The sequence below is a fragment of the Bradyrhizobium sp. AZCC 1721 genome, from assembly GCF_036924715.1.
Taxonomy (GTDB): domain Bacteria; phylum Pseudomonadota; class Alphaproteobacteria; order Rhizobiales; family Xanthobacteraceae; genus Bradyrhizobium.
The window spans coordinates 5243901-5259845 of the sequence record NZ_JAZHSB010000001.1; the positions used below are offsets into that span (position 1 = coordinate 5243901).

The following is a 15945-nucleotide window of genomic DNA, read 5'->3' on the forward strand; positions in this document are numbered from 1 at the left end:
GCACGATCAGACCGTTTCTCCTTTATTTGTCGAAATCCCACGGCTGTAAGCGGCCGGCCGCACCGAGCACGATGACCGGCGCGTCCTGCTTGTATTCCGGCGCCGCCGTCACCTGTTCCTTGGTCAGCTCGAGCGTGATGCTGTCACTCTTGTTGGCAACACGGCCAAAATGCAGCGCGCTCCAGTCGACGACGATCTTTCGACTGCCGACACCGAGAAAGCCGCCGAAATCGATGACAGCGGCGCGTACAGCGCCTTCACGGTCTACGATCACGTCGACGATGCGTCCCATATTTTCGTTGGCCGCACTGCGGACCTCTCGGCCCAGAATGCCGAGCGCGTCGCGGGCGCCGATCACAGTGACCGACGGCGGAGGCGCCGGTTCCTTTTTCTGGGCATCTTTCGCGGTATCAGCCGGAGCGGCACGGCCTCCCGGCGGTCCATTATCTTCCGCTGCCGAAACCGGGAGGCTCATCGCTAGCCCGCCGATCAGCGATATGATGACAATACCGGCGCGCATATGGCCTCCTGAGCTCCGAAGACGCATGGATAGGGAATGCACGACCGCTAGTGCGTCAACACGATCGACACCTGAATCTGTCCGCGCGTGCGCAATACTTCGAGCGACACAACCTCGCCGTGGCGGCGGACCCTCAAGTCGACGCTGGAGGGCCCGATCCGCAGATCGCGCAATACCACCTCGTTGAGGAATTCCGGCAGGCGCGGATCACGAAGACGGATCTCGCCGCCCGCTGCATCGAATTCGAGACCGAGCGTCGCCTCCAGCAGGGTAAAGGGCGTCGCGCTGGCCCAGGCCTGCGGCGCACAGGCGACCGGATAAAGCACCGGTCCGCGCCGCTTCTCCCGCCGGAATCCGCAGAACAATTCCGGCAGCCGCCGCAAGTCCATGTAGCTCGCAGCGTCGAACAGGCCCTTGAACAGATGCGCCGCCGAATGCTTCAGGCCGTAGCGCGCAAAACCGAGCGCGATCAGCGCGTTGTCGTGCGGCCAGATCGACCCGTCGTGATAGGACATCGGGTTGTAGCGAACCTCGCCATAGGCAACGGTGCGGATGCCCCATCCCGAAAAGAATTTCTGGCTCATCAGATCGGCCGCGACAAGGCGGGCACGATCGGTCCGAACGATGCCGGTGAAGAGAAGCTGGCCGGCATTGGAAGTTCGGACCTTGCACGGCCGCTTGGCGCCATCAAGCGCCAGCGCATAGGTGCCGAGCTCCTCGCACCAGAACGCCTCCTCGAAGCGCTCGGCCAGCAGCAGGGCGGCGGATTCGAGTTCTGCCGCCTGGTCGATCAATCCCAACCGCCGGGCGCAGCGCGCCGCCAGCCGCTTGGCGGCAAATACATATCCCTGAACTTCCGCCAGCGCGATGTAGCCCTCGGCGAGCTGTCCATCGGCGTGGAAGATCGCGTCGAAGGAATCCTTCCAGCCCTGGTTGGCAAGCCCCTGCTCGGTGGCGCGCTGGTACTCGACGAAGCCGTCGCGATCAGGGTCGCCGGGGCCATCGATCCATTGCAACGCCGCCTCGATCGCGGGCCACAGTTCGGCCAGCGTTTCCTCGTCGCCGGTGCGCTCGACATAGAGGCCGGCCAGCAGCACGAACAACGACGTCGAGTCGACGCTGCCGTAATATTGCGCGAACGGCACTTCGCGCAGCGCCGCCATCTCGCCGCCGCGCATTTCGTGCAGGATCTTGCCAGGTTCCGCATCGGCAAGCGGATCGACCTCCTTGGCCTGAAAATGAGCCAGCCGCCGCAGCACGCCCCTGGCAATGCGCGGATCGACCCACAACATCTGCAGCGCGGTTATCAGCCCGTCACGGCCGAACGTCGTTGAGTACCAGGGGATGCCGGCATAGGGATATCTGCCCTGCGGCGTATCCGTCATCAGCATGTTGAGATCGGCCATCGCCTGGCACAGCACCTCGTTGAAGATATTGTTCGACGTCTCGATGCTGGCTGCGCCGGCCGTCGACCGCCGCATCTCGCGGCGATGCGCCAGCAGGCCGCGATAGAACGGTACCGGCTTCTGCATGGCCGGCTTGTTGCAGGATACCGCGACGAACAATGCGATCACTTGCCTGGGTGCCAGCTCGAAATGATAGGTTGCACAATTGACCGCGAGCCGCGTCGGCCGCGGCTCGAAATGCAACGCTGTAATGCGGGTCTTGCCGTCGAGCCCGCTGTATTCCAGCATGACATCGGCGGGACCGAGCAACCGGCTGGAGCCTATGCCCCTGCGCGACCGGCGCTCGCCACGCACCTCGAACAAATCGGCGAAATCATTGTCGAACAGCAGCGTCAGGTCGAAGCTCGCCGGCCGATCGCCGTGATTTTGCAGCGCGATGCGCTGGTAGGCGGTGCCGCGCCACAGGAAAATCGAGCGAACGATGTGCAGCGTGTCCTTCTGTAACGCCAGCCTGCCGTTGCGGTACACGTCGGAATTGGTGAGATCGACGGTCAGCGCCGAATTATCGTCGCGCAGATTGGAGCCGAGCAACAGCGGCTGGACTTCGTCGAGCACCATCTCCAGCCGGGCGAGGTAACGCGTGTCGGCGTTGAACAGACCGTCGGGCCCGCCGGCGGAGGCGCCGATATCGCCATGGCTGTCCAGCACGATAAAGGTATCATCATGCTTGAGCGAGCAGCGCGGCCGCGTCGCCGGGCCCGTCATCGGAATGTAGAATGGCGATTCCGCTACGTGCTCGGCAGCCTGAACGGTGATCAGTTGGCTGACTTCGGCTGTCATTTTGACCCCTCAAGCGATTTCCTTGCGTTGTGATGGACGCATCGGGACGCAAACGCTACTGCCGCAGATCAGGCCGCGTGGGTCGCGAGACGGCCCATTTCGCGCGCGACCAAGTCGCGGTAAGGGCCCCTTCCCTGCAGAAGAATATCCGGCGGCCCGTCTTCGATGATCCGCCCGCCCTGTAATACCACCACACGATCAAAATTGCGCAAGGTGGCGAGACGGTGGGCGATGGCAATCACGGTGCGCCCTCGCATCAACCGTGACAACGCCTCGCGGATCGCCTCTTCGGATTCGCTGTCGAGCGCAGCGGTTGCCTCGTCCAGCAACAGGATCGGCGCGTCTTTCAGGAAGGCGCGCGCGATAGCGATCCGCTGCCGCTGCCCGCCGGAAACCTTGATGCCGCGATCGCCAACCATCGTCGCCATGCCTTCGGGGAGATTCTCGATGAAATCGCAGCGCGCCGCGATCGCCGCGCGCAGCACCTCGTCGTCGGTCGCGTTCGGACGTCCGTAGCGGATATTTTCCATGATCGAGCGGTGGAACAGCGAGATGTCCTGCGGCACGACCGAGATCGCCTCGCGCAGGCTCTGCTGCGTCACCCGCGAGATGTCCTGGCCGTCGATCATGATGCTGCCGTGCTGGACGTCGTAGAACCGCTGCAACAGCACAAACAGACTGGATTTCCCGCCGCCGGAATGGCCGACCAGCCCGACCCGTTGTCCCGGCTGAATGCGCAAGGAGAACTTCTCGAACACCTGAACGCCGCCGGGATAGTGGAACGAGACGTTGTTGAAGGCGACGGCGGCGCCGCTGCGGATCAACGGCTCGGCCTCGGGATGATCCTTCAATTCGTGCGGCAGCAGCAAGGTGGCGATCGCCTCCGTCAGGCGGGCGACGTGCTGGGTCACGTCGACCAGTGCCACCGCAAGGTCGCGCGTCGCGCTCAGGATCGAGAGCCCGAGCGTACATACCAGAACGACATCGCCGGTGGTCGCCGCGCCCCGCTGCCAGAGCGTGATGACCCACGCCAGCAGCGCGATCGTCAGCAGAATGGTCACAACGGCGTGAAGCAGCCGCAGCTTCTCGAGATAACGAAGGCTGCGCCCACGGGCATCGAGTTCCCGTTCGACAGTGGCGTCGAAGCGGTCGTGTTCGTAGCTGAGGCCACAGAACGCACGGACCAGCGGCAGATTGCTGATGACGTCGACCATCTCGCCGTCCACTGCAGCCGCCTTGTCGGCAAAATCATCATGCAGCGGCTTGCCCGCCGCGGCGAGGTGAAACATCGCCATCAGCATGATACCCGCGATGATGATCAAGCCCGCAGACATCGCAAGACTGACGGTTCCTATGAGGAGTATCGCCGAAACGGTCGCGATGCACGGCGGTAACACGTTCCAGACGAACATGTTTTCGACGGTGAAGACGGCATTGGATGTCGCGGTGATACGACTGGTCAGCATGCCTGGCAATCGGTCAGAGAAATAGCTGGGGGCGTGACCGGTCAGGTGGCGGAACATGTCGCGGCGGAGATCGCCGGTGACGCCGACGAAAGTGAAGCTCGCCGTCCAGCTCGCGACCCGCCATAGCAGATTATCCGCCGCGATCAGCGACATGAGAAAAGCGAATGCCAGCCATACGCTGCTCGCGTGCGACGAACCGGCCGTCAGGCTGTCGACCAGACTCTTCACGCCATATTGCGTGCCCACCGAGCAGGCAACCGCTGCAACGACGGCAGATACGATGACCACATGGGCTCCGCGGCGCCGGCGCAGATAGCGCAAGACAAATGGAAGCGGCCGCCGCACATACCCTGAAAGATTGTCCATGTTGTCTGCAAACCTGTTGAGAGTGAAAGGGAATCCCTAACGCACATCGCGCACGAGGTCGTGAACGGTGCCGCTTCGGATTTGCTGGCGCGCAGCCATCACCACGCAACAATTCTGCAGCATCGAAGTCGCCTTAAATCTGTTGGTGTCAGATGGCATCAGCAAGACAGTCGTGTGGAAGAACCAAGATGCGCCGATGATTGGAACTTCGCAGATGCAAGAACGTTCCAGCTTCCGGCACGCCGGTGCCGATCTGCGGGCTGAGGGATTTATCCAACCAACATTCGAAACAGGAGACGAAAGATGCGCATCGCGCAGGTCGCCCCGCTGACGGAGGCTGTTCCCCCCAAACTGTACGGCGGCACCGAGCGGGTGGTGCACTGGCTGACTGAAGAACTGGTAACGTTAGGGCACGAAGTCACTTTGTTCGCCAGCGGGGATTCCCGCACCTCGGCGAAACTCGATGCGACATGGCCGAAGGCGTTGCGCCTCGACGGCTCCGTCCGCGACCCCAACGCGCTGCACATGGTGATGCTGGAACGCGTTCGGCAGAAATGCGACGATGAGGAGTTCGATTTTCTGCACTTTCATCTCGACTACTATCCGTTTTCGCTGTTCTACCGACAGCCGACGCCGTTCGTGACCACCCTGCACGGCAGGCTCGACCTGCCGGAGCATCAGCCGGTATTCAATACCTTCTCCAAGGTCCCGGTGATCTCGATTTCCAACGCGCAGCGTCGGCCGGTGCCGCAGGCCAATTGGGTGCGCACCATTCACCACGGACTACCGCAGAATCTGCTGACACCGCAGCCGGTGCAGCCGTCCTATTTGGCGGTGCTCGGGCGGATCGCGCCGGAAAAGGGCGTCGATCGCGCCATCAGCATCGCCACCCGATGCGGCATCCCGCTGAAAATCGCGGCCAAGGTCGATCGCGCCGACCAGGACTACTACGACGAACTGATTTCCCCACTGATCAAGGCCAATCCGCTGGTTGAATACATCGGTGAGATCACCGACCGCGAAAAGCCCGACTTCCTCAGCGGCGCCATCGGGCTGCTGGTGCCGATCGACTGGCCGGAGCCCTTCGGCCTCGTCATGATCGAGGCCATGGCCTGCGGCACACCGGTGGTCGCCTACAACCGTGGCTCGGTGCCGGAGATCATCGACCCTGGTCTCACAGGTTTCGTGGTGGAAGATGAAACCAGCGCAGTGGCCGTGGTCGATCGACTATCCATGCTGGATCGTGGCGCCATCCGCCGGCAGTTCGAAGCCCGATTCACGGCGCGCCGCATGGCGCTCGACTATCTTGCTGCGTATCGCGGCCTGATGGAGGAAGAGCCACGCATCAAGCTCGTGAGCAGCGCAGAGTAGCGAAACGATAACGCCTCCCCTTGTCGTCGCAAGACGACCCCAGGGGCCAACGGTCGCGCGAATGCGCGCCCGTTGACAGGCTCCGCGTGCCCACCATCGAGCAACAATCCGGACGGATGGTGGGCACGGCGCTGAAGCGCCTTTGCCCACTCTGTAATCTACAACGTCACGATCGCGTCAGGAGACCATCGTCCGTTTCGGTTCGACGATCTCGAACATCCGCGGGAATTCGTCCATCAGCATCATCAACTCGCCGAGCCGCGCCGGATTACCGCTGACCTGGATCTTGCCGGAGCCGACTGCTTCCGGAATTGTCGTCAGCTTTGCGATCACTTCGTCGAGCACGCTGCGCGGCAACGTGAAGCTGGCGTCGGCATCAGCGGCTCGTGCGCCGGCGACATAGGTCAACGCGCAATTCTCCAGATTGAGGATGAAGGTCTCGCCGGTATCGGTGAAATTCCAGTTCAGGACGATGTGCTTGCCTTCGGCCTTGGGACCGTTGAGGCGCACGCCGAGCACGTCCCAGAGCTGTTCGGTGCGGAGCGCAGCCAGCGTTTCACGCGGCATCGCGGCGCGTGGCGGCGTCTTGGGCATGCCCTGCCGCAGTTCCTGCGCGCCGAACAGATAGGCATTGCGCCAGGTCGAACTTTCGGAGGCATAGCCGAGCTGTTCGAACGTATCGGCGAGCAACGCGCGCGCCGCCTGGTTGTCGGGATTGGCGAACACCAGATGGCTCACGGCCTGCGCGACGAAGCGGAATTCGCCCTTGGCGAAATCCTCGCGCGCGCGCGTCAGGACGGCGTCGGCGCCGCCCATATACTCGACATATTTTTTGCCCGATTCGACCGGCGGCAGCGGATCGAGGTTGACGGGATTGGCGTCGTACCAGCCGAGATATTTTTGGTAGATCGCTTTCACGTTATGCCTGATGTGACCGTAATAGCCACGGCCATGCCAGGCGCCCTCAAGGCTCGCCGGCAGACGGATGGTTTCAGCGATTTCCGCCGCGGTTAGCCCATGGTTCATCAGGCGGATGGTCTGGTCATGCGCAAATTTATAGAGATCGCGCTGCTGGCGGATCATGGCGTCGATCCGCTCCTGCCCCCACACCGGCCAATGGTGCTGGCCGCACATCGCATCCGCCTTGCCGGCCCACATCTGCAAGGCCTCGCCGAGATATTTCGACCAGGCCAGTGCGTCGCGTACGTCGGCGCCGCGGAACGGCAGCAGGTTATGAAAATTATGCGTGCAGTTTTCTGCAAGGTTGAGAAGCTTGTAGCGCGGGATGAAGAAGTGCATCTCTGCCGGCGCTTCGCTGTTCGGCGCCATCTGGAATTCGAATTCTACCCCGTCGATGGTGCGCCGGTCGCCGGTCGCCATGATCAGATCGGTCGGACGGACAAGTGCAACCGCCCCGGCCGCCATGGTCTTCCCCAGCCCGCAATCGACCTGCCCGCGCACACCTTTCGCAAGAAACGGCCCGAACTGATATTGCGCGCGCCGCAACATGGCCGGTCCGGCAATGATGTTTTCCGAAACCGCATGCTCCATGAACAGATTGGGCGCAATGATCGGCACGCTGCCGCCGGTAGGTGTTGCGTCATCGAGTACGCCGCGCGCGCCGCCCCAATGATCGGTGTGGGTATGGGTGAAGATCACGGCCGCAACGGGCCGCTTGCCGCGGTGCTGGAAGTAGAGCTCCATCGCTGCCCGCGCGCCCTCGATCGAGGTCAGCGTATCCACCACGATCACGCCGCTATCGCTCTCGATCAGCGTCATATTGGCGATGTCGAGCCCGCGCACCTGATAGACGCCGGGCACGACCTCGAACAGGCCGTGATGCATGTTGAGGCGCGACTGCCGCCACAGGCTGGGATCGACCGTCGGCGGCGCTTCTTCCGTGGACAGGAAACCGTAAGGCTCCAGGCTCCAGACCACCCTGCCCTGAGGCGACGTAATCTTCGCATTCTCGATCGTGCCGAGGAAGCCGCGCGCGGCGTCATCGAAATCACGCCTGTCGGAGAAGGGCAGCGCCTTCAGCGTCGCCGCATGCTGCGCGATGACGGAGGCGGACGCTTCCTTTGGAGACTCCTTGCGCGCTTCGATCGTGGCTGGTTGGCTCATTGTTGTGTGCTCCCTTACGCAGAAGAAACAGGGGTCGAAATTCGAACGGCGTCAGCGCGAGACCCTCGAACCGGCCGCCGTTACGTTATATTGCCGCCACTCAGGACGGATGTGCGGACAGATATGGCGAGTTGGCAATCGACCAGGGCGCCATCGGCTCCATGCGAAATATCTGCCGCAGATGGACTTCATCGGGCCCGTCACCGATCCGCAGCAGGCGCCCCCAGGCCAGCGCCTGATGGATCGGCGTATCGTCGGAGCCGCCCATGGCGCCGAACACCTGCATGGCGCGGTCGGCGATCTTCTGCAGCATCGCGGGCACCGCAACCTTGATCAAGGACACATCGCGCCAGGCGCCGTGATGGCCGGCCTGATCGAGGCGCCATGCGCAACGATAGGTCAACAGGCGCGCCTGCTCGAGCTCGACGCGGGACTCGGCGATCCAGCGCTGCACGGTGTCGTATTGCATTACGGTACGTCCGAACGCGGACCGCTCGGATGACCGCACCATCATCAATTCGATCAGCAGTTCGCACAGCCCGATCGAGCGCATACAATGATGGATGCGTGCCGGCCCCAAACGAATCTGCGCGACCTTGAAGCCCTCGCCTTCCGCGGCGAGCAGGTTCGCGCGGGGCACGCGCACGTTTTCGAACGAAAGCTCACCGATCGGCGCGACGTGATCTTCGCATCCCATCCAGCGCAGCCGGCGCACCAGCCGAAGGCCTGGCGTATCCATCGGCACGATGATGCAGGAATGGCGCCCCGTCCGGTCGGCGTCGGAATCGGTCACGCCCATCACGATCAGGAAGCTGCATTTCGGATGCGCCGCGCCGGTGATGAACCATTTTCGCCCGTTGATGACGTAGTCATCGCCATCCCTGACCATGCGGGTGGCGATGTTGGTCGCATCGGATGAAGCCACGTCGGGCTCGGTCATGCCGAACGCCGAGCGAGTCCTGGCTTCCAGCAGCGGCTGCAGCCAGCGCGCCTTCTGCTCGGGCGTCGCGCAATTCTGCAACGCGATCATGTTGGGCACGTCGGGCGCCTGGCAATTGAAGACTTCAGGCGCCCAGAACAGCCGGCCCATGATCTCAGCCAATGGCGCATATTCGAGGTTGGAAAGACGCGTGCCGGGCTCCTCTTCCCCGAGTTCAGGAAGCCCGAGATTCCATAGCCCCGCCGCACGCGCCTTGCGCTGCAGGTCCTCCATGAAGGGCGCGGGCTCGCCTTTGGCCGTGTGATCGAGCCAGCCGCGATGGCGCGGCAGTACTTCGCCGTCGAAAAACGCCTGAAGTTTCTCCCGCCACTCTTCCGATCGCCCGGAAAGGTCGAAATCCATGCCGCCTCCCGATTCTTCGGAACCTAAGCGTATATCGACACAATATGCAAATTGATTTCGATATATTGACAGATTTGGGGAACCATGGCCAATTTTCGGCCATGACGGCGATTTCCAATACCGATCGATCGGTACCCCAGGCTGCGGAGGATCAGGCCGATCCCTCCTTCGCGACCACGCTGGCGCATGGGCTCGACATACTGGCGGCATTCCGCAACCGCGCGGGCTCGCTGTCGAACGCGGAGCTTGCGCTCCATACCGGCCTGTCGCGGCCGACGGTGTCGCGGTTGACCTACACGCTGGCGCAACTCGGCTATCTCAAGCGCGACGCGAAGGGACGCTTCCAGCTCGGGCTCGGCATTCTGGCCGCGGCCTACCCGGTGCTGTCGGCGCTAAAGGTGCGGCAGTTGGCACGCCCGCTGATGCGCGATTTCGCGGCCTACACCGGCGGCACGGTCTCGATCGCGATGCCGTTCGGGCTCGACTTCATCTATGTCGAAACGCTGCGCACCACCGACGCCGTGGCGCATCTGCCCGATGTCGGCTTTGCCAGTTCGCTGGCGCCCACCGCCGTCGGCCGCGCGCTGCTCTCGCTCTTCACCGGGGAAGAACTCGACACATACGTGGCGAAGGTGAAGGCCGAGCGCCCGGAAGAGGCCGATTATGTCGAGAGGCGGACGCTGCCGGACGTCGAGCTCTGCAAGGAGCGCGGCTTTGCGATTTCGCTCGGCGAATGGCGGCGCGAGATTTTTGGCGTCGCCGCGCCGCTGTACCGCACGCCGTCGGGCGATTGCCTGTCGGTCAATTGCGGCATTCCCTCGTTTCGCTTCAACGCCGAACAGATCGAGCGTGAATGCGGGCCGCGCATGCTGGGCTTGGCGCGCAGCATTCGCTCGCTGGTGGCCAACGACTGAATGCCCCCGTCAGAGGGGCACGGCGCATCGCGGGAACGATGCGGCAAACATGGGGAGGGAAGAATGAGCCGGATCAAAACCGTGCTGGGCTTTGCCATGAATCCTGCCTTGGGTTTTGCTTTGGGCGCAATCATGCTGCTCGGCAACGCGGCGCACGCGCAGAGCAATTATCCGAACCGTCCGATCCGCGTCATCGTGCCCTACCCCGCCGGCGGCATCGTCGACATCGTCGCGCGCGCGGTGACCGAGCAAGTCGGCCGCGACTGGAAACAGACGGTGGTCATCGAAGCAAGGCCGGGCGGCAACAGCAACATCGCCACCGCGTCAGTGGCGCGCAGCGAACCCGACGGCTACACTTGGCTGGTTACCGGCCCCGCGGCTTTGGTCAACCCGAAGCTTTACAAGGACGCCGGCTGGGACGCGCTGAAGGATCTCAAATGCGTCGGTCTTGCGGTCTGGAATCAGAGCGTGGCGCTGGTCCACCCGTCGATGCCGGCCAGCACCATCAAGGAATTCGTCGAGATCGCGCGCAAGAAGCCGGGCGAACTCAATTTCGGCAATCCCGGCACCGGCTCCTCCATCGATCTGAGCGCGCAAAAGCTGTTTCAGGCCGCTGATATCAAGCTGACCAATGTCGGCTACAAGGGCCAGCCGCAGGCCTTGATCGACCTGATGACCAATCTGATGCATTTCGAGATCGTCTCGCTCGAGCTGGCGCTGCCGCACATCAGGGCCGGCAGCGTAAAGCCGCTTGCTGTCATGACCGACAAACGTGTCGCCGATCTTCCCGATGTGCCGACGATTGCGGAAGCCGGATTTCCGGAAGCCACCTACCTGCCCTGGTATGGCATCTACGTCCAGGCGGGAACGCCCGATGCCATCGTCGCGAAAATCAACGAGGCCATCAACAAGGCACTGCAGAACCCGGAAGTGCAGCGCCAGCTCGCGATTGCCAACATCCCAGGCAAGCCGATGCCGCTCGCCGACCTCGCCGCACTGATGAAGGCCGATTACGAGAAGCTGACGAAGGTGATCGCGACGTCAGGCATGGCGCTGCAGTGAGAGACGACGCCTGAACAGCTCCACCGTCATTGCGACGGGGCGAGGGTTGAAGCCCTACTTCTTCACCTTGCTGGCATCCATCTTGATGCCCGTATCCAGCATCTTGGTCGAGAACGCAGTATTCACGTCGAACGGCCTTTCCATGCCGAGATAGGTCTGCACCAGCTCGTAATCCTTCTTCATCCGCTCGGCATCGATCCAGCCGAGCGCCTTGGTCGTCGTGAATTCGTCTGTCATCAGGAACTTGATGCGCTCCCACTGCCGCTGCTGGTTTTCCTTGTCGAGACCTGAGGCCTGGTCGAGCAGCGCCTTGAGGCAGGGCGCGACGTCGGCGACGCAGGCGGCGTAGGCCTTCTGGCTGATCTTGACGAATTCCTCGACCAGCTTTGGATTCTTTTGCAGATAGGCGCCGTTGACGATCAGCGAATTGCCGTAAGGGTTCAGCCCGATATCCTTCCAGTTGACGTAACCGAGATCGGCGCCGAACTCGATCACCTTCAGATCGTGCTCATTGTAGAAATCGCTGATGATATCGACGGTATGGCTCTTCAGCGCCGCGATCTTGGCGGTCGGGCCGACATTGACGAAGCTCACTGAATCTGGTGCGATGCCCGCGGCCTTGGCAAAGGCCGGCCACATCACTCGTGACGCGTCGCCCGGCGGATTGCCGATCTTGTGGTTCGGAAAGTCTTTCGGCCCATTCACGCCATAGCTCTTCAGCCAGTAGAAGGTCTGTCCGGTGTTGGCGTAGATACTCATCAGCGCCACCACGTCGGCGCCCTTGCTCTTGGCCACCAGCGCGGTCGCGAGATCTGCGATGCCGAACGGCGAGCCGCCGGAGCCGACCTTCAGCGAGGAGACGCCGGAGCCCTTGCCGACCTCGATCGTGAGATCGATGCCGGCCTTCTCGTACCAGCCTTGGGACTTGGCGTAATAGAACGGCGAATGATCGGCCGTCGGCGTCCAGTTCAGGATCAGGTTGACGGACTCGGCGGCCACACAGGGCGCAGCCGGCACCGCAAGCGCAAGCGCCAATACTGCAATTCGCAAAGCCTTCATTGCACCCTCCTCGTTCTGCAACCGATCTTGTAGTCGCGCATCCGTGACGCTACCAATGCAACAAGGGACCAGACGACTTGTCAACTATTTGGTTGGAAATGCCCAAAAAACGTTCTGACGATACCAGGCCGCAGCGGCGCGATCCGGCCGCGACCCGCAAAAAGCTGCTGACGGCGGCACGGCGCGAATTCGCCAGCAGTGGGCTCGCCGGCGCCCGGGTCGACGAGATCGCCGCGCGGGCAGGCGTCAACAAGCAGCTCGTCTATCACTATTTCGGCGACAAGGACGCGCTGTATCTGGCGGTGCTGGAATGGGTCTATGAGGAAATCCGCGCCCAGGAGCGCAAGCTCAATCTCGAGGGACTGCCGCCTGAAAAAGCGATCAAGAAGCTGATCGAAAGTTCCTTCGATCACCTTGCCGCGCATCCGGACTTCATCGTGCTGCTGAACGACGAAAACCGCGGCGGCGCCCGGCATGTGCGCGGATCGCAAAAACTGGAAGCGATGCATTCGCCGCTGGTCAGCCTGCTTTCGACCATTCTCGGCGAAGGCGTGAAGGCCGGCATATTCCGTAAAGGTATCAACCCCGTGCACCTCTATATCTCGATCGCGGGGCTCAGCTATTTTTACTTCTCGAACACGCCGACCCTGTCGGCGATCTTCGGCAAGGACCTGTCGAGCCGGGCCGCGCGGCAGGCGCGCCGCAGGCACGTGGTCGACCTGGTGATGCACTCGCTGCGTCCCTAATCAACCGGATGGTTGATTACTGGCAGGGGCCGCGGTAGATTGCCGCCGCGCGGCGGGGAACCGGCCACGCATCCAAAGGGAGCGCACGGGTGTTCAGCGGTGACGGCGGATCGGCACGGTCTTTAGCGATCATCCTGATCGTGCATCTGGCTGTGATCGTGCTCTGGCAGGTTCTGGTCGATGCCTTCCAGGTGCCGAAATTCATTCTGCCCTCGCCACTCGCGACGGTCGCGACGCTGGGTTCTCCGAGCTATGCGTGGCCCTCCAATCTGGCGGTGACCGCCATCGAAATTCTCGGCGGGTTCTGCCTCGGCGCGCTGGTCGGTATCATGCTGGCCGTGCTGTTCACCTGGTCGCCGCTGGTCAGCCTATTGCTGCTGCCGCTGTTCGTGACGCTGAACATGATCCCGAAAGTGGCGCTGGGACCGCTGTTCATCGTCTGGTTTTCCTACGGCATCCTTCCGAACATCCTGATCGCGTTTTCCATTTGCTTTTTTCCGATCCTGCTCACCACTGCGCGTGGATTGAGTGAGGTCGAGCCTGATCTCTTGGATCTCGTGAAGTCGCTGCGCGGTTCGCGGTGGACGCTGTTTCGAAAGATCCAGTTGCCGGGTGCGTTGCCTTACGTGTTTTCCGGAATGAAAGTCGGCGCCATCCTGGCGGTTGCCGGCGCGATTGTCGGTGAGTTCATCGCCTCCGAGCGGGGGCTCGGCTACCTCATGATCCAGGTGCAGTCTTCGCTCGATACGCCGGCGATGGTGATGGCGGTGGTGCTCCTGACATTGCTCGGTGTGGCGCTGTATGGGCTCGTGCTCGGCTTAGAGCGGATGTTCGTCGTCCGTGACATCCGGCTGCAATAAGACGGGGAATGAAGATGCTGCTGACGCGCAAAAATCTGCCGCAGATGATCGCCGATATCACCGCACTCGATGAGCTGCTGTGCCGCCCGACCCAGGCATTGATCGACGATCTGCGCAAGGTCGACGGCGACATCATGATCCTGGGTGTTGCCGGCAAGATGGGGCCGACGCTGGCCGGCCTTGCCAAGGCGGCCGCGCCGGAGCGCCGCGTGATCGGCGTGGCCCGGTTCAGCGATCCCGCCGTCAAGGACTGGCTGCAGGCGCGCGGCGTCGAGACCATCAATTGCGACCTGCTCGACGAGACCGCCATCAAGGCGCTCCCGAAGATTCCGAATATCATCTTCATGGCCGGACGCAAGTTCGGCGCCGAGGGCGACCTCTCGCTGACCTGGGCGATGAATTCGCACGTCCCAGCCCTGGTCGCGCAGGCCTTTGCGACCTCGAGTATCGTCGCGTTCTCGACCGGCTGCGTTTATCCGTTCGTGCCGGTCAACGGCAAGGGCTCGACCGAGGATATGGCGCCCGATCCGCCGGGCGAATATGCGCAATCCTGCGTCGGGCGCGAGCGCATGTTCGAGTATTTCTCACGCAAGCATGGAACGCCTGGACGGCTGTTCCGGCTGAACTACGCGATCGACATGCGTTACGGCGTGCTGCACGATATCGCGAGCAAGGTGCTGCAGGGCCAGCCGATCGACGTCAGCCTCGGCCATGTCAATTTCATCTGGCAAGGCGACGCTTCTTCGCAGGCGCTGCGCTGTCTGGCGCATTGCGATACGCCGACCTCGCCGATCAATGTCAGTGGCCACGAGATCCTGGCGGTGCGCGATCTCGCCGCGAAATTCGGCCAGCGCTTTGGCCGCGCGCCCGTGATTGTCGGCAAAGAGGAGCCGACGGCGTGGCTCACCGACACGTCGCAGGCGGTGAAACTATTCGGCTTGCCGATCGTCGATACCGAGCAGCTCATCAGTTGGACCGCCGATTGGGTGTCGCGCTCGATGCCGAGCCTCGGCAAGCCCACCAAATACGAGGTGCGCGATGGCCGCTATTGAGCCCATCGACATCGTCGAACTCGATGTCAGCGATGCGAAGGCCGGGCTCGTGCTGTCGACCGAAGCCGGCTGGAACCAGAACGAAGCCGACTGGCGCTTCTTCTTGAGCCAAGGGGTCGTATTCGGCGCGCGCGACGGCAACCAGTTGGTGGCGACGGCGGCGCTGCTGCCCTACTCGGCCGGCAATGCCTGGATCAGCATGGTGCTGGTGACCGCCAACTTTCGCCGCCGCGGCCTCGCGACCAGGCTCGTCGATACCTGCCTGGAAGCGGCCGCGCGGCGCCGGCTCACAACCTGGCTTGATGCCACGCCGGCTGGCGCGACCGTCTATGGTCCGCTCGGTTTTGCGCCGACGCTGCAACTGCGGCGGTTGCGGTTGGAAAAGCCGCAAGGCACCACAGCGACAAGGCCGCTCGCGGCCGGCAACCTCGAAGCCCTGGCCGCGCGCGATGCCGGCGCCATGGGATTCGACCGCAGCACATTGCTGTCGGAATTTGCTGCGCGCCCGCGTTCTCGCATCGTATCGGATGCTCGAGCCATGGCCCTGATCCGCGATGGACGCACCGCACGGCACATCGGTCCAGTCCTGGCCGACCACGCCGATCAGGCGTTGGCATTGGTCGACGCCATCACTAGCTCCGAGACCGGCTCCTGGCTGATCGACGCCGTTCATTCTCAGGACGCGTTTCTGAACGGTCTCGTTCGCTCGGGCTGGAATATCGAGCGACCATTTCAGCGCATGCGCTTTGGTTCCGCGACTGCCTCACCCGCGCAACCGCCGCTTGCCGTCGCCGGCCCGGAATTCGGATAGGAACAG

13 protein-coding genes are annotated in these 15945 nt (G+C 62.7%); 7 read left to right on the forward strand and 6 right to left on the reverse strand.

The genetic code is table 11. The annotated features are described in order from the left end of the window. Positions 1-22: 22 nt before the first annotated feature. The 3 genes from V1273_RS25355 to V1273_RS25365 form a co-directional block, all read right to left on the reverse strand. On the reverse strand, positions 23-520 hold the full coding sequence (locus tag V1273_RS25355) for a PRC-barrel domain-containing protein (RefSeq protein WP_334363977.1): 498 nt from the start codon (positions 518-520) through the stop codon (positions 23-25). A 47-nt stretch (positions 521-567) separates the two neighbouring features. Next, positions 568-2766 (reverse strand): amylo-alpha-1,6-glucosidase, encoded by a 2199-nt coding sequence (locus V1273_RS25360; RefSeq protein ID WP_334363978.1) that lies wholly within the window; start codon positions 2764-2766, stop codon positions 568-570. A 68-nt stretch (positions 2767-2834) separates the two neighbouring features. Next, positions 2835-4598 (reverse strand): ABC transporter ATP-binding protein, encoded by a 1764-nt coding sequence (locus V1273_RS25365; RefSeq protein WP_334363979.1) that lies wholly within the window; start codon positions 4596-4598, stop codon positions 2835-2837. 303 nt (positions 4599-4901) lie between these two features. On the opposite strand from V1273_RS25365, the gene V1273_RS25370 reads away from it, so the two are divergent. Continuing rightward, complete coding sequence (locus tag V1273_RS25370; protein WP_334363980.1) at positions 4902-5969, forward strand: glycosyltransferase family 4 protein; 1068 nt, start codon at positions 4902-4904, stop codon at positions 5967-5969. 177 nt (positions 5970-6146) lie between these two features. Here the strand turns inward: V1273_RS25370 and V1273_RS25375 are convergent, their stop codons facing one another. Together V1273_RS25375 and V1273_RS25380 are read right to left on the reverse strand one after the other, a co-directional pair. Next, positions 6147-8093, reverse strand: coding sequence for an alkyl/aryl-sulfatase (locus V1273_RS25375; RefSeq protein ID WP_334411261.1), 1947 nt, complete (start codon positions 8091-8093; stop codon positions 6147-6149). 100 nt (positions 8094-8193) lie between these two features. After that, entirely contained in the window at positions 8194-9435 is a 1242-nt protein-coding gene (locus V1273_RS25380; protein WP_334411263.1) for an acyl-CoA dehydrogenase family protein, read from the reverse strand. A gap of 101 nt (positions 9436-9536) precedes the next feature. Here V1273_RS25380 and V1273_RS25385 point away from each other — a divergent pair, with 101 nt between their 5' ends. Continuing rightward, a complete protein-coding gene (locus V1273_RS25385; protein WP_334411265.1) occupies positions 9537-10349 on the forward strand; it encodes an IclR family transcriptional regulator in 813 nt (270 codons plus the stop codon). 63 nt (positions 10350-10412) lie between these two features. Next, on the forward strand, positions 10413-11411 hold the full coding sequence (locus V1273_RS25390) for a Bug family tripartite tricarboxylate transporter substrate binding protein (RefSeq protein ID WP_334411267.1): 999 nt from the start codon (positions 10413-10415) through the stop codon (positions 11409-11411). 54 nt (positions 11412-11465) lie between these two features. On the opposite strand, the gene V1273_RS25395 is transcribed toward V1273_RS25390, so the two are convergent. Beyond that, a complete protein-coding gene (locus V1273_RS25395; RefSeq protein ID WP_334411268.1) occupies positions 11466-12470 on the reverse strand; it encodes an ABC transporter substrate-binding protein in 1005 nt (334 codons plus the stop codon). Between the two features lie 98 nt (positions 12471-12568). On the opposite strand from V1273_RS25395, the gene V1273_RS25400 reads away from it, so the two are divergent. The 4 genes from V1273_RS25400 (at position 12569) to V1273_RS25415 (ending at position 15939) form a co-directional block, all read left to right on the forward strand. Continuing rightward, positions 12569-13216: a TetR/AcrR family transcriptional regulator gene (locus tag V1273_RS25400; protein WP_334411269.1), complete on the forward strand. Its 648-nt coding sequence runs from the start codon at positions 12569-12571 to the stop codon at positions 13214-13216. Positions 13217-13305: 89 nt separating this feature from the next. After that, positions 13306-14076 (forward strand): ABC transporter permease, encoded by a 771-nt coding sequence (locus V1273_RS25405; protein WP_334411271.1) that lies wholly within the window; start codon positions 13306-13308, stop codon positions 14074-14076. 14 nt (positions 14077-14090) lie between these two features. After that, a complete protein-coding gene (locus V1273_RS25410) occupies positions 14091-15128 on the forward strand; it encodes an NAD-dependent epimerase/dehydratase family protein (RefSeq protein ID WP_334412264.1) in 1038 nt (345 codons plus the stop codon). Next, a complete protein-coding gene (locus tag V1273_RS25415) occupies positions 15115-15939 on the forward strand; it encodes a GNAT family N-acetyltransferase (protein ID WP_334381209.1) in 825 nt (274 codons plus the stop codon). Before V1273_RS25410 ends, V1273_RS25415 begins: the two co-directional genes overlap by 14 nt. Positions 15940-15945 lie beyond the last annotated feature (6 nt).